This window comes from Phormidesmis priestleyi ULC007 (assembly GCF_001895925.1).
Lineage (GTDB): Bacteria > Cyanobacteriota > Cyanobacteriia > Leptolyngbyales > Leptolyngbyaceae > Phormidesmis_A > Phormidesmis_A priestleyi_A.
Genome location: NZ_MPPI01000013.1, coordinates 62,041 through 87,824, shown reverse-complemented (window position 1 = coordinate 87,824; position 25,784 = coordinate 62,041). Strand labels below are relative to the sequence as shown.

Genomic DNA, 25,784 nt, shown 5'->3' with positions numbered 1-25,784 from the left:
CGCTTTTTTAAGGGACGATCGCGGCTCAAAAATTCCCATCAACTAGATCAGAAGTATTACGATTTTTAGTAGAAACTGATACGATGCGAGTTGCTTCAATTTCTGCCTCTACTCCCTTTGAGAGAATAAGATAATCTTAACGGGAACCATGACAGTAGCGCATCACGAGTGAGTTTAATGTCAGCCAGCCTTCCAATCGCCACCACCGACTTTATTTCGTTAGAGCAGGCGCTCAAACACTACTTTGGCTATGACAGCTTTCGTCCTGGTCAGCGTCAGATTATTGAGCAAACGATCGAGAATCGCGATCAGCTTGTGGTGATGCCGACCGGGGGCGGTAAATCGCTGTGCTTTCAGCTTCCGGCACTGCTGAAACCGGGATTGATGATCGTGGTGTCGCCGCTAATCGCGCTGATGCAAGATCAGGTGACGTTGCTGCAAGACAATGGCATCTCGGCAACGTTTATGAACAGTAGCTTAAATGTAGATGAGCTACGATCGCGCGGCAGAGCTGTGATGGAAGGTCGAATCAAGCTGCTATATGTCGCTCCTGAACGGCTGTTGAGTGAAGATTATCTAAATTCGGTGTTGCCGCATATTCGCGATCGCGTCGGCATTTCGGCATTTGCGATCGACGAAGCGCATTGTGTTTCTGAGTGGGGACATGATTTTCGTCCTGAATATCGGCAGTTAAATTATTTACGTGAACACTATCCAGAGGTGCCTGTAATTGCGTTGACGGCAACTGCGACTGAGCGGGTCCGTCACGATATCATTCAGCAGTTACAGTTGCGTGCTCCTAGCGTTCACGTTGCGAGTTTTAATCGTCCCAACTTGTATTACGAAGTTCGTCAAAAAACGAGTAATTCTTATCGAGAATTAGTGCAGCAAATTCGGCAGAGTCAAGGATCAGGCATTGTCTATTGTCTCAGCCGCAAGCGAGTCGAAGAAATTGCGGGAAAACTTAAGCTCGACGGCATCGCTGCCCTTCCCTATCACGCAGGGTTAGATAATAAAACCCGCAGCGAAAATCAAACTCGCTTCATTCGAGATGATGTGCGCGTGATGGTGGCAACTGTCGCTTTTGGAATGGGAATTAACAAACCCGATGTCCGGTTTGTGGTTCACTATGATTTGCCTCGCAACATCGAAGGCTATTATCAAGAATCAGGTCGAGCCGGACGCGATAGTGAACCGTCGCACTGTACGCTTTATTTTGGCGTGGGTGACATTAAGACGATCGAGTTTCTGATCGGTCAAAAAGTCGATCCGATATCGGGCGAACCATTAGAAGACGAACAGCGAATTGCAACGCAGCAGTTACGCCGAGTCATTAACTACGCAGAAGCCACAGAATGCCGTCGAACCATTCAACTTGCCTACTTTGGCGAAGACTTTCCGGGTAACTGCGGCAACTGTGACAACTGTCGCTATCCCAAACCGATCGAAGACTGGACGATCGACGCTCAAAAATTTCTCTCGTGCATTGCCCGCTTTTCCCAACGGGGGCAAAGTTTTGGCATGGGGCACACGATCGATGTGCTGCGTGGCTCAAAAGCCGAGCGCATCGTTAAAAACGGACACGACAAACTCTCAACCTATGGCATCGGCAGAGATCGCAGCATCGAAGAATGGCGAATGCTGGGACGATCGCTACTTCATCAACGATTAGTCGAAGAAGCAACGGATGGTTATTCTGTTCTAAAACTCAATGATCTCAGTTGGGAAGTGTTACGCAAACAGCGAACCGTCAATATCGCCGTGGTTCAACTCAAGCAGAAACTTAGTGTCACCAAAGCACCTGATCTCAACACACCAGAGACTGAAGAACTTTACGAGATTCTGCAAAAACTCCGCAAACAGTTGGCAGACAAACAAGCGGTGCCGCCTTACGTGATTTTCTCGAATTCGAGTTTGCGATTAATGGCGCAACAGCAGCCCCAAACCCGCGCTCAGTTTCGAGAAATTTCGGGTGTGGGCGATCGTAAGCTTTCCCAATATGGCGACGCATTTTTGGATGAGATTCGCGACTTTCGAGCAGAAAAAGGACTGCCCGTTGAAACCGATCGATTTGCCACGCCTAGCGCTCCGGTTTCTCCCCCACCTAAGCCCGAATTGAGTGAGGCAACCTACACGCAGCTTCACACGCTGGAGCTATTTAACCAGGGTTTAAAACCTGCTGAGATTGCCGAACAGCGAAATGTTCGTCTCAACACTGTGACGGGTCATCTGGCTGAGTTGCTAGAGATGGGCTATGCCGTGGAGATCGATCAGTTGGTGGTCAGCGATCGCAGAGACAAAATTTTGGCGGCGATCGCTGCCGTAGGCGATGACTCACTGACCCAAATTCGCGATTACCTGGGCGACGTTTATGGCTACGACGAAATTCGCCTGGTGCGATCGTGGTGGCGACGGCAAGCAACGGTTTGAGAAGCGTCGTGGAACCTCTCGATTCAACTTGTTTGCAATCATCGAATAAGCTTACGATCGCTCTCGTAGCCAGCCGGATTGTTATGCCGTCGCTACTGTCACAACTGACTGATATACTCCAGAAGATTTGCTTCAGCTTTAAACCACTCTCCAGCCAGCCTAATTTCACTGAATTGTCTGTGTAGTGATTGCTCTAAATCTTGAGCTTCTTTAATGCCTTCAACTTGTACTGATTTGACTAGCTTTAACTTAGCTGGGCTAGACGTTTGAAGTGCATTCATTCTCTTTGCCAAGTCTCTTGCTCGACCTATTTTGATGGCATTGCTGTCTTGGTTGAGAATAAAGTAAACGAAATGAGCTTGATGGGCTAACTTTTCACCATCTAGAGAATGTGTCCTATTGCCCGGAGTAACAATCTTCGCAGTTGGGCTTGCCCAAGTTTTGAGCCATGCACAGATTGCTTGGATAGTTAGAGACTTTTGTGCTCTGATCGTCACAAGTTCTCCATCAATATTTAGCGTGAACTTCTTTGCACCAGCTTTCCCTCTAGACGGAGGACGAACAGAATCTTCATAGGTGTTGGTGTAAGTTTCTGTATATGGGATTGAATCTTCGTATCGTGTAGTCGTGATTTCTTGTGTCTTCGTCACGCTTCTTGGTAAGGGATGTTTGTTGGAAATACCAAAACGTTTCATGTCCTCCGTTGTAACTTCCACCCATCCCCACCCTTCGTCTGGATTGTTCGGGTTTCTATCGATATAAATAACGTTTCCAAGCCACCTACCCATATACTTTCAACCGATGAACTTTAACGCTGGTCTTACTATCAATTTTTCGCTAACTTGACCTTGAATGTCAATAGACTAGTTTGTGGTTGCGCCTCCACCACGGAATCGCGCTATACAACCGTTATCTATCCGATCGCATCTCAGAAAAGTTCTCAAGGTAATCTCTCACCGATCGCTGAATTCACATCACAAAGTTTCTAAAGAAAGAATTTGAGGCTGAAAAATGGATTCTCGATCGCTCCCCAATAGAATTTTTAAGCCAAAGATCGCACACTAGAAGGTGATTCACATTCTAGGATTCTGCATTATGTCCCATTCTGATCAAGCTTTGCGTTACCCCGACACTCACAAAATCGAGCAGACTGACGATTATCATGGCGTTTCGGTTTCTGACCCCTATCGATGGCTAGAAGATCCTGATTCTGATGAGACGAAAGCCTGGGTTGAGGCGCAAAATCAAATCACGTTCGGATATTTGCAACAAATTCCAGTGCGAGAAGCGATTCAGAAGCGCCTGACGCAACTTTGGGATTACGAAAAATACAGCGTTCCGTTTAAGGAAGGAAATCGCTATTTCTATTTCAAAAATGATGGATTGCAAAATCAAAGCGTTCTCTACACGCTCAATGCTTTAGAAGACGAACCGAGAGTTTTGCTCGACCCCAACAAGCTCTCAGAAGATGGCACGGTGGCGCTTTCTGGGCTATCGATCAGCGAAGACGGAGCATGGATGGCGTATGGATTGTCTACGTCTGGGTCAGATTGGCAAGAGTGGCGAGTGCGATCGATTGAAACGGGGGAAGACACGAACGATCGCTTGCAGTGGATTAAATTCTCTGGCGCATCCTGGACGCATGATCACAAAGGTTTTTTCTACTCTCGCTATGACGAACCGAACGAAAAAACCAAGCTAGAAGACGCGAATTATTTTCAAAAACTTTACTATCATCGGCTCGGAACTGATCAGGCTGAAGATAGCTTGATCTACGATCGCCCCGATCACAAAGAATGGGGCTTTCAAGGCGGCGTGAGCGAAGACGGACAGTATCTCATTGTCTCGGTTTGGCTTGGCACCGATCCGCGTAATCTCGTTTTCTACAAAGACTTATCAAACCCTGATGCGCCTGTGGTCGAGCTAATCAGCGACTTTGAGGCAAGCTTTAGCTTTATCGACAGCGAGAAGAATCTGTTCTGGTTCCAGACTGATTTGGATGCGCCACGCGGACGAGTGATCGCGATCGACGTGACACAGCCCGATCGTCAACATTGGCAAGAAGTTATTCCTCAATCGGCAGAAACCCTCGAAGGCGTTGGTTTACTCAATCAGCAATTCGTCGCCTCATATCTCAAAGATGCTCGTAGCCAAGTCAAAATTTTCGGCTTGAGGGGTGACTTTGTTCGAGAAGTTGCCCTGCCTGGAATCGGCTCGGCGGGAGGATTTGGTGGAAAGCGAGAAGACACCGAAACGTTCTACAGCTTTACTAGCTTTACCACTCCGCCCACAATCTACCGATATAACTTGTTAATGGATGAAAGCACTTTGTTTCGTCAGCCGCAAGTAGACTTTAACCCGGATGATTATGAGACTCGCCAAGTCTTCTACAGCAGCAAAGACGGGACGCAAGTGCCGATGTTTATTACCCACAAAAAGGGCTTAAAACTCGACGGCAGCAATCCGACTTATCTGTATGCTTACGGTGGATTTGGCATTTCGATCACGCCTAGCTTTTCAGTCGGCAATCTCGTTTGGATGGAGCTTGGCGGTGTGTTTGCCTTGCCTAATCTGCGCGGCGGCGGTGAATATGGCGAAGACTGGCACCAAGCCGGGACGAAGCTGAAGAAACAAAATGTCTTTGATGACTTTATTGCGGCTGGAGAATGGCTGATTGCAAATGGATATACATCATCAGAGAAACTCGCGATCGCTGGGGGCAGCAATGGCGGTCTGCTCGTTGGTGCGTGTATGACTCAGCGCCCCGATTTGTTTGGGGCAGCCTTACCTGCTGTTGGCGTGTTGGATATGCTGCGGTTTCACAAATTTACGATCGGGTGGGCATGGACAGCGGAATATGGCTCTCCTGAAGACCCAGAAGAATTTAAAGCGATCTATGCCTATTCACCTCTGCACCAACTCAAATCAGAAACGGCTTATCCGGCAACATTAATCACGACGGCAGACCACGACGATCGCGTGGTGCCTGCTCACAGTTTTAAGTTTGCGGCAGCGTTGCAAGTGGCTCATTCAGGCGCTTATCCGGTTCTAATTCGGATTGAGACGAAAGCAGGACATGGTGCTGGCAAACCGACTGCCAAAGTGATTGAGGAGATTGTCGATAAGTGGGCGTTTCTGGTCAAAACACTGAATTTTTCACCCACTCTTTAAGTTAGACTCCGCCTTCAGCAATGCTCTATACAGTTTTTACCTTTTGTATCGGTAAATATAGTCTGTGTCCTAGAGTCAAATCACCATAAACATAGCTTCCGTGAGGGGGCTATTTTTTTGAATAAAATCCTCAAAATGCAAAAAGAGCGAACAGAGTATCCGCTCTCTTGAATGCCTACAGATACGTGATGTGTGACTTTTCTAAAATGTTTGAAAATACAGCCCTCACCCTAGCCCTCTCCCCAAGGAGAGGGAACTAGAGATCGCTTGAAAGCCCCTCTCCTGCGGGAGAGGGGTTGGGGTGAGGGTTCTTAGTCACATGGGGCGTACAGAGAGTTTTAGTTAGAGACTTCTGCAAGCTCGACGACGTGACCAGAGAAATCTTTAACTAAAAAGTTAAGCGGTTTCTCACGTCGAATCTTATGCTTCAGACTGGATGCCTGAACGCGTAACAGAATTTGGTCTAGACAGTCACGATCGAAGCAAACATGACGCTGACGCTCCTTCTCGCCCAAACTCGCGCCCGAAATGACGTGAAGCTGCGTGTTCTTTTTAAGCTGATACCACAACCCGTCGTTGCCGTTGCCTCGTGCTGTCGTGCTGCCCATATTGCCCGACAGATACATGGGGCTGATGCCTGCGGTGCCGAGTGACTGCTCGTAGTTGTAGTAATAGTGCAAGGGCACATCCGCCACTGGCAGATTTAGCATTCCTTCATAAAAATCTCGTGCCAACTCCACATCTGACACCATCACCGTATGCACCTTGGGCGCACTGGTCAAAAACATCCACATGGCAACCGCATAGGCACCCAGCAGCATGACCATGATTCCCTGGGTGGAGAATAAGCTATCTAATCCCATAGAAGACCAAAAAGGGTGGACGATCGTAGCAAGTTGACAAACCTATTGGTTAGTATCCCTGACTCTATTCATTCTATCAAGCTCAGTTTGAGCAAATCCGTAACGAACTTAGTAAAAATTTAGAAATTTGAGCAACTGATGCTCTAAAGCGCTAGATTTTGAAAAAAAAGATCTCCAGATCGAGAAAGACGCTGTATATAGTTACAGTGCATGTCCTATAGTTTGAACCCAAGCTGTGGCTATCCCAACTTTTCCTGAAGCCAATCACCCGATCGTCAAATCGCTGTCTCACTACAGTGATCAAGAATTATTGGTGCTATTTCAACGATATTCTGAGGCTGGGCAATACTTTACGGCGATTTTTTGCCGTTATAGCCCGATGGTTTATACGTTGATTCAGCACCGAGCGCGATCGCCTGTTCAAGCCGATTATCTGTTTGCGCGGCTGTGGCGACACATTTTTTATGAAATGGACGGGCTAGACCTGCGGGCTTTTGGGTCAGAAGAAATCACGTTTCAGAGTTGGCTGATTAATGTCACAGCACTCTGCATCAATCAGGCAGAACTGCCGCCCGTTGAGGAGATTCACTACAACCTCCGGGCAATGTCGCCGCCATTTTGGTGCTATATCGATCGGGCATTAGACCAGCTTCCGCCTACGCTGCGGCTGATGGTGACGTTGGCGCAAACCTTTCACTGGAGCGACACGCGAATTTCTGCCTACCTGCAAGCTGAAGGCGAACAGATTCCTCCGGCTGAGGTCAAAGCGCGACTACGAGAAGGCTATCAGCTTTTAGAAACAACTTTGCCAGAAGATATTAGAGCCATCTATCTCGATGGGAATAGTGTTCAAGGATACGGATTGGATTCAGCGCCTTTAGAGGCTAGTCTGGATTAGTCACGTCTCTTTGGCTCAATGATTCTGGGTGGAGGTTCTGAAATGCGTTGGATGGTAGCACCTTTTGCAGTTGGGTTAGGAGTTGCTCAACTTCTGGCAGGTGGAATTGCGCTGACTCCGGTTGCGATCGCATCAGAACTAAGTGATCAACTGACCATCAACCTCAACAACGGCACTCGTGGAACTGCTCGAACAGAAGCCGATCGCCTCATACGCTTAGGCAACCAACAACAGCGAGCTGGATTTGTTGACAAAGCGATCGGGTCTTGGCTGCAAGCGCTAGAAATCTATCACGACATCAAAGAAGTTGAGGCGCAAGGCACTACCTATGAAGCGCTGGGTAAAGCCTATTCGCAACTGGGGCGTTTTGTTGAAGCAGAAGATGCGGTGCGGCGCAGCTTGGCGATCGCTCGTGACACTAAAAATTTCCAAAATCAAATCTATGCGGCTAACAATTTAGGAACTTTGCTAATGCAGCGTAGCAGCGCTTCGGAGGCGCAAAAAACGTTTGCAGAGGGCTTAAAAATCGCCCAAGACATTAACTATCCTGCTGGGCGAGGTTTGTCTTTGAGCAACCTGGGACTCGTTGCCTATTCACAAGGCAGATATCAGGATGCGATTCGCTACTACGAGCAAGCAAAGCCATTGCGCGAACAAGCCAGCGATCCGGGTGCAGCAAATACGCTAAATAATTTGGGCGATGCCTATCGAGCGATTCGCGATTATCGGACGGCAATGGTTAGCTATCGACAAGCGTTGTTTATCTCAGAAAATAGCCTCGATCGTCCTAGTCAATTTCGCGCCTTAGAAGGGCTGACTCGTGCGTTTTATGGATTAGGGCAAAACTCCAACGCTTCAGAAATGCTCGATCGACGATTGGCACTGGCACTAGAGCAAAACGATTCTAGACAGGTGATTGCATCGCTAAAGGGGTTGGCGCAATTCTATCAAGCAAAGGGCGATTTGACTGCCGCAGACAGCTATTATCAACAAGCGTTTGCTGTGGCTCAAGGGATTAACGACACGCAAGAGCAACAGGGATTGTTGACGCAAATTGGGACGCTGCGATCGCGTTGATTTAACCTGAGTTCGACGAGTTTTTCGCTTCGTTCTCAACGGCTTCTGCCCCCTAAGTCCCCCAAATTGGGGGACTTCAAGCCAAAATTTTCGGTTCAAAGTCCCCCAATTTTGGGGGATTTAGGTAGCTCTCCCGAATTCATAATCGGAGCGAACCACGTTTGTCGAACTCACGTTGATTTATGCGACACATCCGCACGAAGGAACGGTAAACGTAGGTTATTTAGCTGGCTCGGTGTAGCGACAATAAACATCAAAGCCAAACTTAGCGATATACAAAACGATTAACGTTGCTAATCCTGGATTGATGGGGAATGGCAACACAATTTGACTGGTTAGATACACAATCAGCCCGGTCAATAGGGGCGTACTTTCTGTTTTTTTGGTGTATTCTGTCAACCTTTGCCGAAAGCCGTCATCGCCACAAATCTGCTCTCGCAACACGTCTAACACGACTTGTTTGAGCGGCTTCTCTCCAAATGCCGCTTGGCCCATTTCCGATCGCAGCATCGCTTCTAAGCTGGCATCTAAATCGCCTTCGTGGTCGATGAGAGTTGCGATCGCGCTCTGCGACGGCTCATAGTCATGCAGGGTTTGCTGCACTTGCAAGAGTTCGGCTTCACTAAGCTGCATAGAGTTTTCTTCCAACGTTTGGTTTGTTGCGGATTTTTCTGGGAGCTTGTGTTAGAAGAATGTAGTCTTTAATGCACGCTTCTAGACAGGAAATTATCGCCCATGTCTATCATTACCATTCGAGAGCAGCAAAAGACGGAAACTGGGTTCAAAGCGGTCTTAAAGTTTGACGGTGATAATGAGTATCAGATCGAGGTTTGCGACCCGTTTACGCCTTTAGATGAAGAGCGGCTGGAATGGTATTTTGAGCGGTGGTTAGTGTTTCCCGGTTTGGATACGGTGAAGGCAGAGGCGGCAAAAGTGAGTGTGCGATCGTATGGCGAATCGCTGTTTGAGCAAGTGTTTAAGCGGGATGTCGATGCTTACAGTGAGTACAAGGGAATTCGGAGTTCGATTAGGCAGATTGAGATTATAGGCAACAGTCCAGAGTTTCAGGCGCTGCATTGGGAGGCGTTGCATGATCCTCAGATGCCCAGACCGTTGGCGGTCGATCGGGTGATGGTGCGAAAGCTGGTGGAGGCTAGAGCGGAACAGGCGATCGTGGCTCCTTCTGCGGTGATTAATTTGCTGGTGGTGACGGCGCGACCGGGAGAAGAAAACGATGTCAACCATCGCACCATTTCGCGTCCGTTGATTGAGTTGATTCAACAAAGCAATCTGCGGGTGAATGTTGATCTGCTTCGTCCTGCGACGTTTGAGGCGTTATCAAATCATTTGGAGGAGAAGGGCGCGGGATTCTATCACATCGTTCATTTAGATATGCACGGGGCGGTGATGAGCTATGAGCAATTGAAGTCGATGCCGCGCGATCGCTTTACGTTTAGAGCTTTTGGGGAGCAGGTTGAGTCGTTTGAGGGCGTGAAAGGGTTTCTGTCGTTTGAGAGCGGCATTCCAGGGAAATCGGATCTGCGAGTTGCGGCAGAGTTGGCAGATTTGCTGACTGGCAAGAATGTCCCGGTGTGCATTTTGAATGCGTGTCAGTCGGCGAAGCAAGTCAGAGGCGATGAGCGGGAGACGAGTCTAGGCGCGGCGTTGATGGCAGCGGGGATGCAGACGGTGTTGGCGATGGGCTATAGCGTCACGGTGACGGCGGCGAAGATTTTGATGACGACGCTCTATCAGCAGTTGTTTGCCCAAAAGTCGCTGGATGAGGCGATTAGGCTAGGGCGAAAAGCGTTGTGCGATCGTCAGGAGCGCAAGGCATATTTTAATCAGACGATTAGCTTAGAGGATTGGCTGTTGCCTGTAGTCTATCGGCGCGGTCAGGTCGATTTTGGGCTGCGGAGCTTTACGCCGCAAGAAGAGGAGGCGTATTGGCAGCAGCAGGAGCTTGCCTATCGGTTTGAAGCGCCGCCCTATGGGTTTGTGGGTCGCGATTTGGAGATTTTGAAGATTGAGCGATCGCTGCTGCGGCAAAATGTTTTGCTGGTGCAGGGCATGGGGGGCACGGGCAAGACGACGCTGCTCAACTATTTGCGCGAGTGGTGGCAGACGACGCAGTTTGTCAAAGAGGTGTTTTATTTTGGCTATGACCAAAAGGCGCACACGCTGGAGCAGATTTTGTTTGCGATCGGTCAGCGGGTTTATGACAAATATGAGGCGGCGCAGTTTCAGGTGATGTCGGTGGGGGCGCAGGTGCAAAAGCTGGCAGCGACGCTCAACTCGCAGCCGTTTGGGCTGATGTTGGATAATTTGGAGTCGGTGACGGGGCAGGCGTTGGCGATTCAAAACACGCTGGACTTGCAGGAGCAGGAGAAGCTGCGGGACTTTTTGCGACGATTGGTGGGGGGCAAAACAAAGGTGGTGTTGGGTTCTCGCAGTCGGGAGGCGTGGCTAGATGGAGTGCTAAAGGGAGCGGTCTATGAGTTGCGGGGGTTAGATCAGGAGTCGCGCACGGCACTGGCTGAGAAGATTTTGGCGCGACAGGTGCAAAACGAGGGCAAGATTGAGCGGCTGCGGAAAAGTGACGACTTTAAGAAGCTGATGAAGCTGCTGGCGGGACATCCGTTGGCGATGGAGGGGGTGTTGGAAAACCTGCGGTGCCGGTCGGCGGCGGAGGTTTTGGCGGGGTTGGATTCGGGGGATGTGACGTTGGATTCGGGGAGCGCGGATAAGACGGCGAGTATTTTGAAATGTGTGGAGTATTCGCACAGCAATTTGTCATCCGATGCTCAAAAGCTGCTGGTGTGTTTAGCGACCTTTAGCGGGTTTCTTTTTCACTCAGCGTTGCCACAATATGCAGAACAGTTGCGGCAGTTAGCGCCGTTTGAGAGGTATCCGTTTGAGCAGTTTGATGGAGCAATAGAGGAAGCGATCGATTGGGGCTTGCTGTCGCCAATCAATGTAGATAACCCGCACTTGCTCACGATCCAACCTGTGTTTCCTTATTTCTTGAAAACGAAGCTAAATCAACTGGATGTGGCAACTCGTAAGGCGCTATCTGAGGGTTTTAAGAACCACTATCTAGGGGGAGCAAGGCATTACAATCGATTAATGGACTCGAAAGAGCCGCAAGAGCGACAAACGGGAATTGACTTCTGCCAGTTAGAGTATGAGAATCTCTACAATGCCTTGCAGATTTCCTTGAATGCAAAAGACAAATTAACTATTCAAATTTATGCTTGTCTCAATCAATACTTAGGTTTAGTTAAGGATAAAAAAGGGAAGTTTGCGTTGGCACAGTCAGTTTATGACAAACTTGCTGCTTATCCTATCGAAGAGCATAGTTTTGAAATCGAACTAATTATCTTGGGGCTTCTTGATTGTTTGGCTCGTGAATACTTAGAAGCAAAAGACTATGAGAAGTCACGAGAGTATTACAAAATAACTTTAGACCTTATTCAAAAACGTGAAGAACTAATACCAAAAGAAGTTAAAGGAAAGGTTCTTGCCAATACGTACCACCAATTAGGCAGGGTGGCGGAGGAGTTGCGCGAGTTTGAGGAGGCACGACACAACTACCAACAAGCCCTGCAAATTAACATCGAGTTTAATGATCGCTACAATCAAGCCAGCACCTACCACCAGTTAGGCAGTGTGGCGCTGGAGTTGCGCGAGTTTGAGGAGGCACGACACAACTACCAACAAGCCCTGCAAATCAAAATCGAGTTCAATGATCGCTACAATCAAGCCAGTACCTACCAACAATTAGGCGTGGTGGCGCTGGAGTTGCGCGAGTTTGAGGAGGCACGACACAACTACCAACAAGCCCTGCAAATCAAAATCGAGTTCAATGATCGCTACAATCAAGCCAGTACCTACCAACAATTAGGCGTGGTGGCGCTGGAGTTGCGCGAGTTTGAGGAGGCACGACACAACTACCAACAAGCCCTGCAAATCAAAATCGAGTTCAATGATCGCTACAATCAAGCCAGTACCTACCAACAATTAGGCGTGGTGGCGCTGGAGTTGCGCGAGTTTGAGGAGGCACGACACAACTACCAACAAGCCCTGCAAATCAAAATCGAGTTCAATGATCGCTACAATCAAGCCAGCACGTACCACAACTTAGGCGTTGTGGCGGAGGAGTTGCGCGAGTTTGAGCAAGCGCGAACCCACTACCAACAGTCCTTGCAAATCAAAATCGAGTTCAACGATCGCTACGCTCAAGCGGTCACGTACCACCAATTAGGCACAGTGGCGCGGCAGTTGCGCGAGTTTGAGGAGGCGCGAAAAAACTACCAACAAGCCCTGCAAATCAACATCGAATTCAATGATCGCTACGCTCAAGCCCGTACGTGTCACCAATTAGGTGTTGTGGCGCAGGAGTTGCGCGAGCTTGAGGAGGCACGACAAAACTACCAACAGGCATTGCAAATCTACATTGAGTTCGACGATCGCTACTCGCAAGCCAGCACCTACCACAACTTAGGCATTGTGGCGCAGGAGTTGCGCGAGTTTGAGCAGGCACGAACCGACTACCAACAAGCCCTGCAAATCTTCATCGAGTTCAACGATCGCTACTCGCAAGCCAGCACTTATGGTCAGCTAGGATTTCTCGCAGAGGCAGAGGGAAACCAAGCAGAAGCAAAAACTTGTCTACAGCAAGCACTAGAGATCTTTGTTGAGTTTGGCGATGAATATCGTGCAGCGATCGCCCAGCAGAGTCTCGATCGGCTTTCAAGTTAAAAGCTGGGCTATGTCGAGTGCAAAGCCTCGATCGGGCTTGATGGAATGCGATCGCACTTGCAATGCTCACCTCGGAATGAAAAATCACGAGCATGAGTCTCTGCAAGCAGCGATCGCACTCTAGCCACTTCGCACGTTAAAATGAGGACGCTGTAAAGGAGTCTAGCTCAATGAACCTTCATGCCGCTTCCCAATCCTCGACAGATATTACGTGGCACATTTTGTTAGAGCAACAGGCAAATGGTTGTGTGTTGGCAACCGTTCCAGCTTTGCCAAACTGCACACTAGAACGCTCAAGCAGAGAGGAAGCGTTAGCGGCAATTCGGCAACTTTTATCAGACCGATTAGCCTCCGTCGAAGTGCTACCCGTCCACATTTCACCCACTGCTGACTCAGCCTCTTCCAAAGAGCAGTCTTGGCCGCCCTTCTTAGGACTGTTTAAAGACGATCGCTATTTTGCAGAATTAGCAGACGAGCTTTGGGCAAAGCGGCAGGTCGAAGATAACGAAGAGATCTCGATCGAGTGGATTGAACCGAACGCATGAGCCTCTGGATTTTAGACACTGATCATGTTTCACTCGCTTTGCAAGGACATCCGCTAGTCACAGATCGAATCAAGCAACGAGATTCGGAAGTGGCAATAACAGTGATCACAGCCCAGGAACTCTTCAATGGTTGGGTAACTCGCATTAATGATCCACGATTAGCAGGTGAGCTTGTCTCGTTGTATACGCGATTCTCGCTGACGTTAGATTTCTTGAAAAAAGTTCAAATTCTGAACTTTGATGACTCTGCAAATACTCAATACACGCAGCTTCTTCAACTCGACCGATCGCTGAGAAAAAAGCGACTTCAAGAAGATCTAAAGATTGCTGCGATCGCACTGTCAACTGGAGCAATAGTAGCTACTCGAAATCAGCGCGACTTCTCTCTAGTAGAAGGTTTGTGTCTCGAAGATTGGGCAATCTAATGAGACACACCGCCGAATGTAAAACTCCGATCGAACTTCAGCGAACTCCAAACTAAACCAGCGATCGTAATTAGCGGCGTTGCAGAATCAGATTAAATAGCCTGTAGGGGTAGTGCCCCCGTGCCTACCCTGACGGAGGGCAACCACGGGGGGATTGCCCCTACCAATCATTTCTATTCAGCAATGCCAATTTAGCTATTTCTTTCGATCGTCCAATCTTCAATCGTTAGACTCGGCACCTTCTCAAAGTCGCGCCGATTTCGAGTAACTACAGTCCCGTTTATTGCAAGTGCAATTGCAGCAATCCGCAAATCTTGGGCACCGATGCGGATTCTTTGCTGCTTCAACTTAGCAAAGCCAATATCAGCCTCCGCACTAAACTCTAACAACCGCAGACTCTGCCCCAGAAAAATCAACGTTTCACGAAAGCGAGCGTAAGCCAACACCCGCATCGTTCCCGACTCTGCCCGTCGGATTACGTCTAATCGTCCTCGCAATTGTTCCTCAGCCGTAATCACCGTCATCGCGATCGACCCCATTCCTCTTTCGGCAATCTGCTGACTCACCTGTGAATGCCCTTGCTGCCACAGCGACACATGATCTGTATCCAATATCCACAATGTCATGCGACTGAACTTGGCTGATCTGACTGAAGATACTCAGCTTCCAGTTCAGCATCTACCTCTTGTCGATAAGAAGCCATTGCTGCTTGAAATTCATTCCACTGCGGATCATCTTTAAAAAGTCCAGCTAGCTTAGGGAGAGAGAATGAATCCAGGGGAATCGTGACCACTTCCGCAGACTCTAGACGTTTGCTCAATGCTTTTTGCACATTTGACAAGGCATCTTCACGAGTGACACCCTGAGCCTGACAGTCAGGCAACCCCAAAACACTAGCGCGAAAACCGTTTATCTCCCTTTCCAAAAGGATTGAAATGGTTCCCATGTGATCTTTCTCCATCGTTGTTGCCATTTAGTCTAGTTTAAAACCTTTCAACTCAATTGAGAGTTTCACGCACCCAATGCGAAACGACGATCGGGCTTGATGAAAAAGCAAAGCGAGGAGCGATCGTTTTTAATGCGATCGCTCCCCGCTTTGTTCTCAGTCTAAGAGAATGTCTGAGAGTCTTTGAGGTCTATTTCACTTCGATGTTGCTCCACCCGTGATTGAAATCCAGGCTAACCGAGGAAAGTCCACTAAAGGGGACTCCGAACCGAATCTGGAGGTCTTCAGTCCATTTCAACGGACTTCGCACCGTTAGCCCGGAATTTATTCACGGGCGGGACGCAATCGCAGCGACAAAACTCGTCAAACTCCCATTCACGCAAGTCTCCGACAGAACCGCACGGTTATGCCACAGCAACTTTCTGCCTCCGCGCAGGGCGCTTATAAGCCGACTTTTTCTTACGTCCGATCGTTTGAGCTTGGCTGCTGTCAGACCCAAATTGAGCAATTACAGCAGTCTTGGCTTCAAGAATGCCATTGTGAAAATTCCATTCAGCTAAACGGGCGGCATCCAAAGCAGCGCGATATTGGGCTTTAAGCTGAACTTCGAGCTTTTGCAATCTCACCATCTCAGCCTGAGTCGCTTCGAGCCTGGAGACTGAAGCTTCTTGGCGTTGGGGCGCGTATTCAGCAATGGTTTGCAATCCTTGGAACACCTCTTCGTCTGCACCCAAAATGCTGGGAGTTAAGCGGTTGTTCGTGTTTTGAGTCGTCATCATGCGTTCCCTGAGAATTGATCTTGGTAATGCGAAGGTGCCCGATCGCAGCCAAGCCAGAACAAACCAACGATCGTCTTTAAAGACTCTTCAAAAAGGAACGGAAAATAGGGGAACGTAGAGACGCAAGGTTTACCATTTCTTTATCTTGATAGGTCAATTCGTTCTCTCGACGGGTCAATACATTCGCTTGACGAGTCAATACGTTTTTTCGACAGGTTGATGCCTTCTCTCAACCGATTAATGCGCTCTCTCAACAGGTCGATTTGTTTTCTCGACGGGTTAATTCGTTCGGTTGAGTAGCTAGACACCATAAGACCTCCGACTTTTTCAAAAAGTTAGAGGTCTTTGCCTTCAGAATCCGATCGCGGCTCCTTCTTCGGGCATCCGATCGAGTTCAATGTGATACGTTCCGACAAAGCCAGTTCCAACGATATCAAATTCCCAGCCATCGCTGACTCTTCGCATCGGAGTTGCACTTTTTAGCGAGTCATCCCCATCAGCAAACTCTTCACCCGTATACAGATAAAGCTGAAGGGTTGGCTTCAAAATCGCCCGCACATAATATTGCTTGGCAAACACAATGTTATCGGAGAAGCCCACGCCAAACAAATCACGTTCACCGACATAAAACTCCATTCGCATTACGAGATCGGTTTGGGTCAAACTGGCAGCACTGTTGAGAAACCCTTCCCAAATCAGCTTGCGATCGTCTGCCCACCCAAAAGAAAGCTGACTATCGCTAAAGTCCCCGGTGCGAAACGGCCCGTAACAATTTTCGGCTTCTTTGCTTTGGTGGAACAACTCAAAATCTACGCCACGCGGTTTAATCGATACGCCAAAGAAAAACTCGCTTTTGCCAAATAAGTCAAAGCCGCGCTTAACTCGTGCCCGAACTTGACGCAGCCGCACCCGCACATCGCCAAAAAAGAATCGGGTTGCCACTTCAAACGACTCACGAGCGCTAATTAACGAATCAAACCCGCCATGAGGCTTGTGCACAAACGTCCGAGGTGCCCCTGGAATTTGAGCAAAATCTTGCTTGACTAGACCATCGCTGCGGTTGTAGTTCATGCCAAATTCTCCTGCAACTGAAAACACCCGATTCAGGGCAGACGCAGCAAGATTGTTATAAGCCTTATAGTTGGTGCCCACGACGGTAAGCAAGCGATCGAGCGGAAAGCACTGAGCAAAATTCTGATAGCCTGCACTGTTAGCAGGGCCCTGATTGTCAGGATTGAAGTGTTCAAACTCGTCGGCAGACTCGATGCCCAACCAGTGTAGATCGCGAAGCACCTGAAACGCGATGCCCTTGTGCGGCGTTCCTAACGTGACGACTTTGTTGATGGCTTCATCGGCAGCCGTGACGCTTCGTTTTGGGTAAGCGCGCTGAATCGCTTCTCTAACCACCAGCCCACCCATTGAGTGAGCAATGATGTTTACCTTGGGTTTAATGCCGTGTTTGACTTCAGCCAAAGCCCGAATGAAATCGATCAGCCGCACCAACGCTTCGCCATATTTTGAGAACTCTCGATCGCACAAATCATAATAGCGAAACACCCACAAGCTATGACACGGGTCATCGTCCGATTGCAATAATCGCAGTGCCATTGCTGGATCGATAATGATTTTTCCTTGAAAGAAACTCGGATCAAACGCCTCAAGCTCTGCCGGAATCAAGGGAAGAGCAGACAGATTATGGGCATAGTAGCCAATCACATTGGTGGTGTCTTGATATCTCCAGTGCGATTTCATGAACCGCAGAATCAGCCCTTCATAGATATAATTTTCGCCCCGCTTTTGTGGGTAGACACTGCCATCGTTGAATCCTTGATAGGTCATCTTGCGTTCATCGGCGGTATCGGTGCCCCCAAACCCTCGCACCAGAACGATCGGCAGAGGGCGACGAGTCGGAGCAGACCATCCAGGATTTGACATATGCTTAACCTCTCACGAGACGAATTAAGTTTAACAATACTCAGTCAGTTCAGCAAACTTAGCTACAACGTTGATGAAGCTGTTACGGAACTATCTCTATTTTATGGATTAGCTGTTGTTCAGTTCTTTGATCTTTAACGTTAGTGCGACGGGTTTGTTCACTTCATTGTCAGCGGTTTCTGCCCCCTAAATCCCCCATTCTGGGGGACTTTGAACCGAAATTCTGGCTTGAAGTCCCCCAAATTGGGGGATTTAGGGGGCTTCCCGAATTCACAATCGGAGCGGACAAACTCGTCGAACTGACGTAATCTTTAAAGCTAAAAAGGTCAGAACAAACCTCGTTTGCCCTGACCTTTTCAAATTTTGTGTCGTTTATCAGTCGTTTGGCGGCAGAACAAGTTTCTTCACCAAACCCAACCGATTTAGACCTTGAATCGCCCACCACGTCATATCAATTTCCCACCATTTCCAGCCCGCTTTTGCCACGTTAGGGTAAGCGTGGTGGTTATTGTGCCAGCCTTCGCCATAAGTAAGAATCGCTGCCCACCATAGGTTTCGTGAATTGTCGTCTATCTCAAACGTGCGGTAGCCTGTGATGTGACTTGCCGAGTTAATCAACCAAGTGCTGTGCCATAGCAAAACGGCTCTCACAAACACCCCATAAATCACAAACGACCAACCACCCGCTAAATAGAGCGCTACCCCAACTGGGATCTGAAGCATCAAAAAGTTCTTATTCAACCAGCGATAGAACGGGTCACGATCGAGGTCAGGTGCAAACTTCTTACAGGAGTCATAGTCAAAAAATTGACGGTGCGGATAGAACAACCAAAGCATATGGCTCCACCAAAACCCGCGCTTTGCCGAATAGGGATCAAGATCCACATCTTCAGTGTGCAAATGGTGCTGACGGTGCCCTGCTACCCAAAAAATCGGCCCACCCTGCAACGCCAAAGCACCAATCAGCGTGATCAATCGTTCTAACGGCTTGGGCACCTGAAAGCTGCGGTGCGTCAGCAAACGGTGATATCCCAAACAGATGCCAATGCTGCCAAACAGCCAGTGCAGCACCACCGCCACTCCTAGCGCTGACCACGAAAAAAACCAGGGAGCCGACAGCGCGATCGCGTGAAACGCTCCAAAAAATCCTACAGTCACCCAATCTAGTTTGGGTTCTTCTTGCAGCGATGGCGGTTCACTCGCAGCTTTAGGTTTAATCGAAGTAGAGGTCATAAAAATCCTTTGTTTAGATGACGAGATCAATCTGTGCTCGATCGGGTTGCCCGATCAACAAACTTCCTCGACGCACGAGTAAACATCCACGCTTCCGCTAGAAGACCGTTACAGTAGAGGAATAAATGCAAGTGCTACTTACATTGATCAGCTTAACAAGTGTTCGTTATTTCTGCAAGTGTTACTTGCATTTTGCCTATGTCGTCTCAGCGAAACCCCACCCGGCAACGGTTAATCACGGCTGCACTAGAGCTATTTGCCTCACAGGGAGTCACCGAAACGACCACCCGGCAAATCTCAGAACGAGCCGATGTCAACGAAGTGACGCTCTTTCGTCAGTTTGGCAATAAACACGGGCTGCTGTTAGCTGTGATCGAAGAGGCAGCCGTTTTTACCACTTTGGGTCAAGCGCTCGTTGAGCAAGCCAATCAGACCAGCAGTCTGCATCAAGCGCTTAACGAATATGCGATCGCCTGTCTGCAAGCTTTGGAGCGAGTGCCCGAAGTCGTGCGATCGGTCGTCGGCGAAGCGGGGCAATATCCTTCTGAAAACCGACAGGCGTTAGGGCAAGGCTTTACGCAAGCGAATCGCTATGTGGCTGAATATTTTCAGACCGTTATCGATCGTGGACAGTTACACAGCTATTTGTCAGCCGAGCGACTCGCCAGCTTGCTGAATGGAATGCTTTTAGGCTACGCCGTGATTGAGTTTACGAGCGAATTTCATAACCTCTGGCAAGACCGACAGGATTTTTTAGAAAACTTGGTGACGCTGTTTCTACATGGCGCAGTCTCACCAGCAGAGCTATCTTCGCTAGATTCCAGCAGTTTAGTGCGAGTCGAGAACACGGCGATCGAGCGAATCGCGGATCTCCCGACTCAAGTGGTTCACTCAATTTTGCAGCGGGCCAAACAGCAGGGATTACAATCCTACGCCTGGGTTTATGTGCTGTTTGGGGCAGGGCTGAGTCCTACAGAGGTCGTGAGATTAGAGCGATCGCACTATATTCATGACGCTCACCAGCAGCTTGTGCAAGTTAGCCAAGGAACGGTGCGCCAAGTGCCGATCAATCAGTGGATTCTGGGCAAACGCTATGGCTCTTACACAAAAAATCCGTTAACTCAGTGGCTCAAAAGTCGCAAAGACCCCCAGCCAGCCTTATTCATCAATGAGGTCGGAAGCTCCCTCTCTGAAAGCGAACTGCGGCAGCAATGGCGAGAATTAACGCAAGAGTTTCTCACGCCAGACGGGCGGCCTCCGACGATCGAGCAGCCTCAACAAACCTGGTGCATCGACATGCTGATGAGAGGAATTAGGGTAGACGACTTGAAGATTTTGACGGGTTGGAGCGCCGAAAAACTCCAACCTTACGTTGATCGAGCCAGAGAAAAAGCAGCCTTAGAACAGGCAATTCGTCTCGATCAAAAAGCTTGAAACCTGCTACTGAACCAGCCCGGCTCTGAGGGCGCGCACGGCCACTTGAGTTCGATCGTCCGCACACAGCTTGTTGAGAATGTTCCGAACGTGGGTTTTGACTGTTCCCACCGTGATGTAAAGCTTCTCGGCGATTTGGGCATTGCTGCATCCATCGACGATTAGCCTCAACACCTCTAGCTCACGTTCAGTTAACGGGTAAGTCAGCATCATTTCGTTATCTTCGTCAGATAGCCGATTGATGTTGATCGTGCTAGAAGCCGGAGATGCAGCCGCTTGATCGGGAGACGTTTGCACCTGATGAAGCACAATGCGTGCGATCGCCGGATCGATCCAAGCGTTGCCTTCTGCGGTGGTTTTGACGGCTTCAGATAACCGATTAAAGCTCGTGTCTTTCATGCAATAAGAATCTGCCCCAGCCGCAAATGCAGCCAGCACCACAGCTTCGTCATCTTGCATCGTCATGATCAACACGCCAGTTTTAGATGCAGACTCTCCAGCTTCCTGAGACTTTTTAAAGCGCTGGGTTAGCTCAATTCCGGTCATATCGGGCAAGCCTACATCGACGATCGCCACGTCAGGTCGGGTGGTTTCTAGCAGCTTTAGCCCTGACTTTGCATCTCTTGCTTCACCCACAATTTCAATCTCTGGTTGCTGCTGCAAAATCGCACGAATGCCAAATCGTGTCAGATCGTGGTCTTCAATTAAAGCTACACGAATCGCGTTCATCGCTCACTCTCCATTAGTCTTGCAATTATACAGCGAAGCATCAGTTCAAGGTTGCTGGAGTTTGTTCAAACTCAAAGGCTATCCCAGTAAAATCAATACTACCTCTTAAGTTCAATCCTAAAGGGTGTTATTTAGATTATTTGTCTATCTGAAGGCAGAGCTTAGATCGGGCTAATTAATTTACTGTGGAGCGCTATTAATTATTTACGATGAGTCTCAATCTGCGACTCTAACAGGCATAGGGTCTTTAATAGTGACGATCGTTAATTTAATAACGCACCTACCAAACTATTTGAATGTGTAGAGCAACACAGAGATTTATTCAATGAAACAGAATCGCGATTCGCTGGTCACGCTTTTATTGCCCTTTGCGCTGATTTTAGGATTAGTGCTGCTTCTCAGTCTTAATGTTGAGCAAGCCGATCGAGTCGTCACTTCTAACGATCTTTTAGAGTCATGGTTAAAGGTCACGATCGGATATTTAGCAGCGGTGGCAGAGATCTCGGCAGCAATTGTCATCGGGTTAGCGGTCATTCAAGGATTTTTGACTTACTTGAAACAAGTGCTGTCTCGATCGCGCGTTCATTTTGATTCAACAGAATTGATTCGCCTCCAGTTAGGGCGAGCTTTGGCGTTGGGGCTAGAATTTAGTGTGGCCAGTGATATCTTGCGAACTGCTGTCGCTCCAAACCGTCAAGACATTCTTAACTTAGGCGCGATCGTGTTGCTCAGAACGCTACTCAACTATTTTCTCGAACGAGAGATTCGGCAAGTCGAGCAAAGTCGCTCTTCTGATGGTGAAAGAGTCAATTGACAATCGGCTTTTATTTCGCGGATTTCTCTTATTATCAAAGAGTCTCTACTCAACACCCTGTGCTTAGAGCTATTGAAGGAATTTACCAAGATGGCAAGGTTGAACTTGCCGAACAACCCCAAAATGCGGGCGATCGTGTTCAAGTTCTCGTCACCTTCCTAGATAGCAATTCCATTGACCCGGCTAAACTCCGCCAACTCATCGACCAACTAGAAACCGTCGCTGGACTTCAGCAAGATTGACACTGAGGATGAATACTCATCACAAAGGTGAGATGCTCCCGGTTACAACGGGTTCTACAATGCTCCTTCGCATCGGCTCTTGATTAGGGAGGTGAGTAGTCAGTTTCACCTGTGTGTCGAGAAGAGGTTGATACAGCGATCGCCCTGTTGCATTTCTCAGGCCAGGGATTCAGGCTATGGGGTGACACAATTTTCATAAGCAGGTTTGTTGTTGATCTCGATTCTGGCTTCCTTTCCCTTACTGAACAAGTGATAACCAGCATTGACATACTGGATACCAGAGCCTGATCGAACCTGACGCATCCTTAAAACTTGTCTGGTGTCCAGCAGTGTCACCTTTGCTTTATCCTGGGTGAACGTTGCCACAAAAGCTTTGCCTTGACTGCATGTATTCTCGTGGCATAGATGCAAGCAGAAAATTCAAGCTTTCAGAACGCTAGTTTAACGTCAGTTCGACGAGTTTTTTCGCTTCGTTCTCAGCAGCTTCTGCCCCCTAAATCCCCCATTCTGGGGGACTTTGAGTCAATACTTTCGGTTTCAAAGTCCCTCACTTGTGGGGGATTTAGGGGGCTTCCCGAATTCACAACCGGAGCGAACCACTTCTGTCGAACTGACGTTAGTTTATTTCGGTTTCTGTGCGGTTGCCGATTCGTTGTCGCAGAGGTGACGATCGCTCTCTAATAAATCGGGCGCATTCTTCAGGGAGTCAGACAGCCAACTACATCCCTGTGTAATTAGTTGACTCAGGGGAGCAGAGTTCCAAGCCTGAACTTTTCCTGTCTTCAAAAACGACTATCCGCGCTAAACTGAGCGCTCAATACATTTCCCTGATGCCCATTGATCTGGATAATTTGCGTGCCCGGTAAATCCCACACACGAGCCGTTTTATCTGCTGAAGCTGTGATAATGTGCTTTCCGTCTGGGCTGATGACCGAAATCCAACAATGTAGTCATCCAAAGTGTTCCAGTACACCAGCAGAATGTAGCGATTTGCCGTTTTTATACAACGTTGGAGTTGATGAGAAATGTAACCCGGCATACTAGCAACGATCGCTGAAGCTGCTTTGAAAGTAGTCTCAAATTCAGGAGCTAGACCGGGTTTAACATCTAAGACCGCAACTTCTAGAATCACCGATTATGACTCCGATTCAATACAAAAACTTTAGCGTTTCTTCTTAACCCGTCGCTTGTGGGGTCAACTTCACCACTAATGGCGAATCGGGAACATCCAACACGATTTGGGTTGGAGAGGTATATTGACTCACCGGATCGATCGAGCTATTTGTTAAATAAGTCGTCGCTTGTTGAGTCGGAGTGATCAGATTTAAGGTAACTTTCTGGCTGACGGGCGCATCTGTACTAGTTACATCTAACCACATCACTAGGTAGCGATCGCCATTGCTCTTTTGCAGCAGCGTATGCCGCAGGTCTTTGGTGTTGCCAGTCAGGTAATAACTTAGAGAACCCGAAACCGCCGCGCCTTGAGAATCTTGCAGCAAACTAATTAAATTCTTGATTGAGTAAAACGCGGGCTTAGGAGTGCCATCGGCTCTAATTAGCCCAAAGTTGTTCTCCATGTCGGACTTTGCTCGCTCATCCATAAATTCATACGAGAAGGTGCGCTTCACTCCTCGGTTGAAATATTCTAAAAACATTCGAGGAAGATACTTCGCAGAAACACCCTCTGAGACTGCTTTTTGACTAGGATTTGGATCATTGACAGCATTGTGCCAGCCTGTTTCAGTTGCCACGATCGCGCGAGTTCCCGAAACTTTCTTCGTGTTAGGAATCCACTTAGTATCTAAATCCTGATCGGGTTGGTTGCCCCCGGCATAGCTGTGCATATTGCCATGATCGACCACCGATTCCAGAGAAGCCATGCGAGAGCCGTTTTCAGAAAACGCCAGCGAAGGAGCTAAGACCGACACAAATGACGTAGCCGGATCGCCCTTCACCGCATTGTATAAGTCTGTCTGATAGTCAGCCACCCCTTCTGGAAAAGACTTGCCTTTGTAAGTCAGCGTCGAATTGACATCCCACTCATTCGGACCTTCGATCGCGGTCACTGATGGCAACACTTTTTTGAGTAAGTCAACCGCATTGTCAGGAGTAATGCCATCGCGGGGATCCATTACAAGGGTTGATCGAATCCCAAAAGTTGCCAGCCGATTGAGCTTCTCAAACATACCAGCATTGTTACCCCCATCTCGAATATGGCGAATGCCTAACTCTCGCAGTCTGGGTTCTACGACATCGCTGTAGCGCCCATAGCTCGTATCGGTATAGCGCAGGTGCGTCGCGACTCCCATCGAGTCTACAAATGAGTCAGCGCTCTGGGCTTGCTCAGTTAACGATCGCCCGATCGCCGATAGTAGATAGTTAGTCTGCACATCTCCACTCGTATATACCTGAAGATAATAGGTGCCAGCGTTGAGCAGTGCGTCGATCGTCTCTAACATTGTTCCATCATTTGCTGAAGAGTTGAGCACGTTGCCCTGGCTATCTAATATATTCAGATTAGCGTTGGCAGTTAGCTCACTTAAATTCAAGTTTAAGTGACTGGGTGTGTCTACACTAAAGCGATAATAATCACTGAGATTAGTTGAACTAACGCTATCTCTAACCTCATTGGTTGCCAGTGGACCCCAGTCTAGAGCGCTGGTGAAATCAGCCGATTGACTGCGGGCAACACGATCGCCCGTAGAAAGCTGACTTTGAGGAACCACTTCTTTAACTTGACTGAGGCTAGACCACAGCAGCTTAGACACGGCATCGCCGCCTTGCTCATAATAGTCAAGCTGAATATCAACCTTCTGTCCGGCGATGAGATTGATTACACTACTGTCTTCGGCCAGCGCGTGAGGAGTCCAGTGATCGATCAAAAGTTGTCCGTTCACCCACAGCCTCACCCCATCATCTGAGTGAGTATAGAACGTGTAGGCTTCTGATTGAGTCGGCAAGATTTGCCCAATCCAGCGCCCTGAGAAATGGTCGGCGGCGATCGTCGCATCGGGTGAATCCTGCCCCCAGTCAAAGTCTACTGTGGCATCTGTGCGAGTCAAAACGGGAGTTGTAAAGTCTTGATTGTTGAAATATTGAGCAGATAATCCTGTCGTCCCCACGGGGATCAAAGTTGCTGCCGATGTTGAAGTGAGTTCTGGAAAGGTTGAACTGGTACTGCTAGAACTAGTGATCCCGGAAGAAGTCTGCGGAGCAAGCGCATCAGAACTTACACCCACAGCAGAAGATTGGGTGGCGAGATTGGAATCTAGCACAATGATTTTTCCTCTGAGAATTGAAAACTGCCCTTAGCCGAGTCTTTGGGTGGGCAAGCTCTCAGAATTGATGACCACAGGGATTTTGCAAAAAGCTACTAAAGTTTGGCTGACAGATGAAATTCTGCTATCTGGACAGTCGAGATCTGGGAAAGAGTAGCGCTTTTGCAAAGGGTGAAGGCAGGAACACAAAACCCAAATGAGACTAGAACATTGAGATTGGGATA

General features: G+C 48.5%; 23 protein-coding genes and 1 pseudogene. 10 read left to right on the top strand and 14 right to left on the bottom strand.

The annotated features are described in order from the left end of the window. Positions 1-177: 177 nt before the first annotated feature. The gene (recQ, locus tag BRW63_RS13595; protein WP_073071967.1) at positions 178-2,430 is read left to right on the top strand and encodes a DNA helicase RecQ; all 2,253 of its coding nucleotides are present in this window, start codon (positions 178-180) and stop codon (positions 2,428-2,430) included. A 98-nt stretch (positions 2,431-2,528) separates the two neighbouring features. On the opposite strand, the gene BRW63_RS13590 is transcribed toward recQ, so the two are convergent. Beyond that, on the bottom strand, positions 2,529-3,218 hold the full coding sequence (locus tag BRW63_RS13590) for a GIY-YIG nuclease family protein (protein WP_073071965.1): 690 nt from the start codon (positions 3,216-3,218) through the stop codon (positions 2,529-2,531). Positions 3,219-3,525: 307 nt separating this feature from the next. Here BRW63_RS13590 and BRW63_RS13585 point away from each other — a divergent pair, with 307 nt between their 5' ends. Then, entirely contained in the window at positions 3,526-5,601 is a 2,076-nt protein-coding gene (locus BRW63_RS13585; RefSeq protein WP_073071963.1) for a prolyl oligopeptidase family serine peptidase, read from the top strand. A gap of 338 nt (positions 5,602-5,939) precedes the next feature. Here BRW63_RS13585 and BRW63_RS13580 read toward each other — a convergent pair whose 3' ends face one another. Further along, positions 5,940-6,464 (bottom strand): glyoxalase-like domain protein, encoded by a 525-nt coding sequence (locus BRW63_RS13580; RefSeq protein WP_106253993.1) that lies wholly within the window; start codon positions 6,462-6,464, stop codon positions 5,940-5,942. Between the two features lie 235 nt (positions 6,465-6,699). Between BRW63_RS13580 and BRW63_RS13575 the strand changes: the two genes are divergently transcribed. Further along, complete coding sequence (locus BRW63_RS13575; protein WP_073071959.1) at positions 6,700-7,362, top strand: RNA polymerase sigma factor; 663 nt, start codon at positions 6,700-6,702, stop codon at positions 7,360-7,362. A gap of 51 nt (positions 7,363-7,413) precedes the next feature. Then, positions 7,414-8,439 (top strand): tetratricopeptide repeat protein, encoded by a 1,026-nt coding sequence (locus BRW63_RS13570; RefSeq protein WP_181314383.1) that lies wholly within the window; start codon positions 7,414-7,416, stop codon positions 8,437-8,439. A gap of 219 nt (positions 8,440-8,658) precedes the next feature. On the opposite strand, the gene BRW63_RS13565 is transcribed toward BRW63_RS13570, so the two are convergent. Then, positions 8,659-9,072, bottom strand: coding sequence for a hypothetical protein (locus BRW63_RS13565; protein WP_073071957.1), 414 nt, complete (start codon positions 9,070-9,072; stop codon positions 8,659-8,661). 102 nt (positions 9,073-9,174) lie between these two features. Here BRW63_RS13565 and BRW63_RS13560 point away from each other — a divergent pair, with 102 nt between their 5' ends. The 3 genes from BRW63_RS13560 (at position 9,175) to BRW63_RS13550 (ending at position 14,170) form a co-directional block, all read left to right on the top strand. Next, complete coding sequence (locus BRW63_RS13560; protein ID WP_073071955.1) at positions 9,175-13,200, top strand: tetratricopeptide repeat protein; 4,026 nt, start codon at positions 9,175-9,177, stop codon at positions 13,198-13,200. Between the two features lie 170 nt (positions 13,201-13,370). Further along, positions 13,371-13,745, top strand: coding sequence for a type II toxin-antitoxin system HicB family antitoxin (locus BRW63_RS13555; protein WP_073071953.1), 375 nt, complete (start codon positions 13,371-13,373; stop codon positions 13,743-13,745). Beyond that, on the top strand, positions 13,742-14,170 hold the full coding sequence (locus tag BRW63_RS13550) for a type II toxin-antitoxin system VapC family toxin (protein ID WP_073071951.1): 429 nt from the start codon (positions 13,742-13,744) through the stop codon (positions 14,168-14,170). The genes BRW63_RS13555 and BRW63_RS13550 overlap by 4 nt, the downstream gene beginning before the upstream one ends. Positions 14,171-14,361: 191 nt before the next feature. Here the strand turns inward: BRW63_RS13550 and BRW63_RS13545 are convergent, their stop codons facing one another. The 5 genes from BRW63_RS13545 to BRW63_RS13525 form a co-directional block, all read right to left on the bottom strand. After that, a complete protein-coding gene (locus BRW63_RS13545; protein WP_073071950.1) occupies positions 14,362-14,796 on the bottom strand; it encodes a type II toxin-antitoxin system VapC family toxin in 435 nt (144 codons plus the stop codon). Further along, the gene (locus tag BRW63_RS13540; RefSeq protein ID WP_073071948.1) at positions 14,793-15,143 is read right to left on the bottom strand and encodes a type II toxin-antitoxin system HicB family antitoxin; all 351 of its coding nucleotides are present in this window, start codon (positions 15,141-15,143) and stop codon (positions 14,793-14,795) included. Before BRW63_RS13540 ends, BRW63_RS13545 begins: the two co-directional genes overlap by 4 nt. A 377-nt stretch (positions 15,144-15,520) precedes the next feature. Next, complete coding sequence (locus tag BRW63_RS13535; protein ID WP_219898490.1) at positions 15,521-15,895, bottom strand: hypothetical protein; 375 nt, start codon at positions 15,893-15,895, stop codon at positions 15,521-15,523. A 351-nt stretch (positions 15,896-16,246) separates the two neighbouring features. Then, on the bottom strand, positions 16,247-17,830 hold the full coding sequence (locus BRW63_RS13530) for an alpha/beta hydrolase (protein ID WP_073071944.1): 1,584 nt from the start codon (positions 17,828-17,830) through the stop codon (positions 16,247-16,249). A gap of 375 nt (positions 17,831-18,205) precedes the next feature. Next, the gene (locus BRW63_RS13525) at positions 18,206-19,063 is read right to left on the bottom strand and encodes an acyl-CoA desaturase (protein ID WP_073071942.1); all 858 of its coding nucleotides are present in this window, start codon (positions 19,061-19,063) and stop codon (positions 18,206-18,208) included. Positions 19,064-19,261: 198 nt separating this feature from the next. Between BRW63_RS13525 and BRW63_RS13520 the strand changes: the two genes are divergently transcribed. Next, the gene (locus tag BRW63_RS13520) at positions 19,262-20,497 is read left to right on the top strand and encodes a TetR/AcrR family transcriptional regulator (RefSeq protein ID WP_073071940.1); all 1,236 of its coding nucleotides are present in this window, start codon (positions 19,262-19,264) and stop codon (positions 20,495-20,497) included. 6 nt (positions 20,498-20,503) lie between these two features. On the opposite strand, the gene BRW63_RS13515 is transcribed toward BRW63_RS13520, so the two are convergent. Next, complete coding sequence (locus BRW63_RS13515; protein WP_073071938.1) at positions 20,504-21,226, bottom strand: response regulator; 723 nt, start codon at positions 21,224-21,226, stop codon at positions 20,504-20,506. Positions 21,227-21,551: 325 nt separating this feature from the next. Between BRW63_RS13515 and BRW63_RS13510 the strand changes: the two genes are divergently transcribed. Together BRW63_RS13510 and BRW63_RS13505 are read left to right on the top strand one after the other, a co-directional pair. Continuing rightward, entirely contained in the window at positions 21,552-22,040 is a 489-nt protein-coding gene (locus BRW63_RS13510; protein ID WP_073071937.1) for a DUF1622 domain-containing protein, read from the top strand. A 59-nt stretch (positions 22,041-22,099) separates the two neighbouring features. Continuing rightward, positions 22,100-22,282: a hypothetical protein gene (locus tag BRW63_RS13505; protein WP_143162051.1), complete on the top strand. Its 183-nt coding sequence runs from the start codon at positions 22,100-22,102 to the stop codon at positions 22,280-22,282. 174 nt (positions 22,283-22,456) lie between these two features. Here BRW63_RS13505 and BRW63_RS29960 read toward each other — a convergent pair whose 3' ends face one another. The 5 genes and pseudogenes from BRW63_RS29960 to BRW63_RS13490 all read right to left on the bottom strand — a co-directional run bounded on the left by BRW63_RS29960 (position 22,457) and on the right by BRW63_RS13490 (position 25,557). After that, positions 22,457-22,693, bottom strand: a complete 237-nt coding sequence (locus BRW63_RS29960) for an MliC family protein (protein ID WP_073071933.1) — start codon at positions 22,691-22,693, stop codon at positions 22,457-22,459. A 210-nt stretch (positions 22,694-22,903) separates the two neighbouring features. After that, entirely contained in the window at positions 22,904-23,068 is a 165-nt protein-coding gene (locus BRW63_RS28300) for a hypothetical protein (RefSeq protein ID WP_189645265.1), read from the bottom strand. Then, a complete protein-coding gene (locus BRW63_RS29955) occupies positions 23,065-23,211 on the bottom strand; it encodes a WD40 repeat domain-containing protein (RefSeq protein ID WP_397428392.1) in 147 nt (48 codons plus the stop codon). The genes BRW63_RS28300 and BRW63_RS29955 overlap by 4 nt, the downstream gene beginning before the upstream one ends. Before the next feature lie 11 nt (positions 23,212-23,222). Beyond that, a pseudogene (locus BRW63_RS29950) lies at positions 23,223-23,414 on the bottom strand (antibiotic biosynthesis monooxygenase family protein); the annotation flags it as partial. A 43-nt stretch (positions 23,415-23,457) separates the two neighbouring features. After that, complete coding sequence (locus BRW63_RS13490; RefSeq protein WP_073071932.1) at positions 23,458-25,557, bottom strand: PA14 domain-containing protein; 2,100 nt, start codon at positions 25,555-25,557, stop codon at positions 23,458-23,460. Positions 25,558-25,784 lie beyond the last annotated feature (227 nt).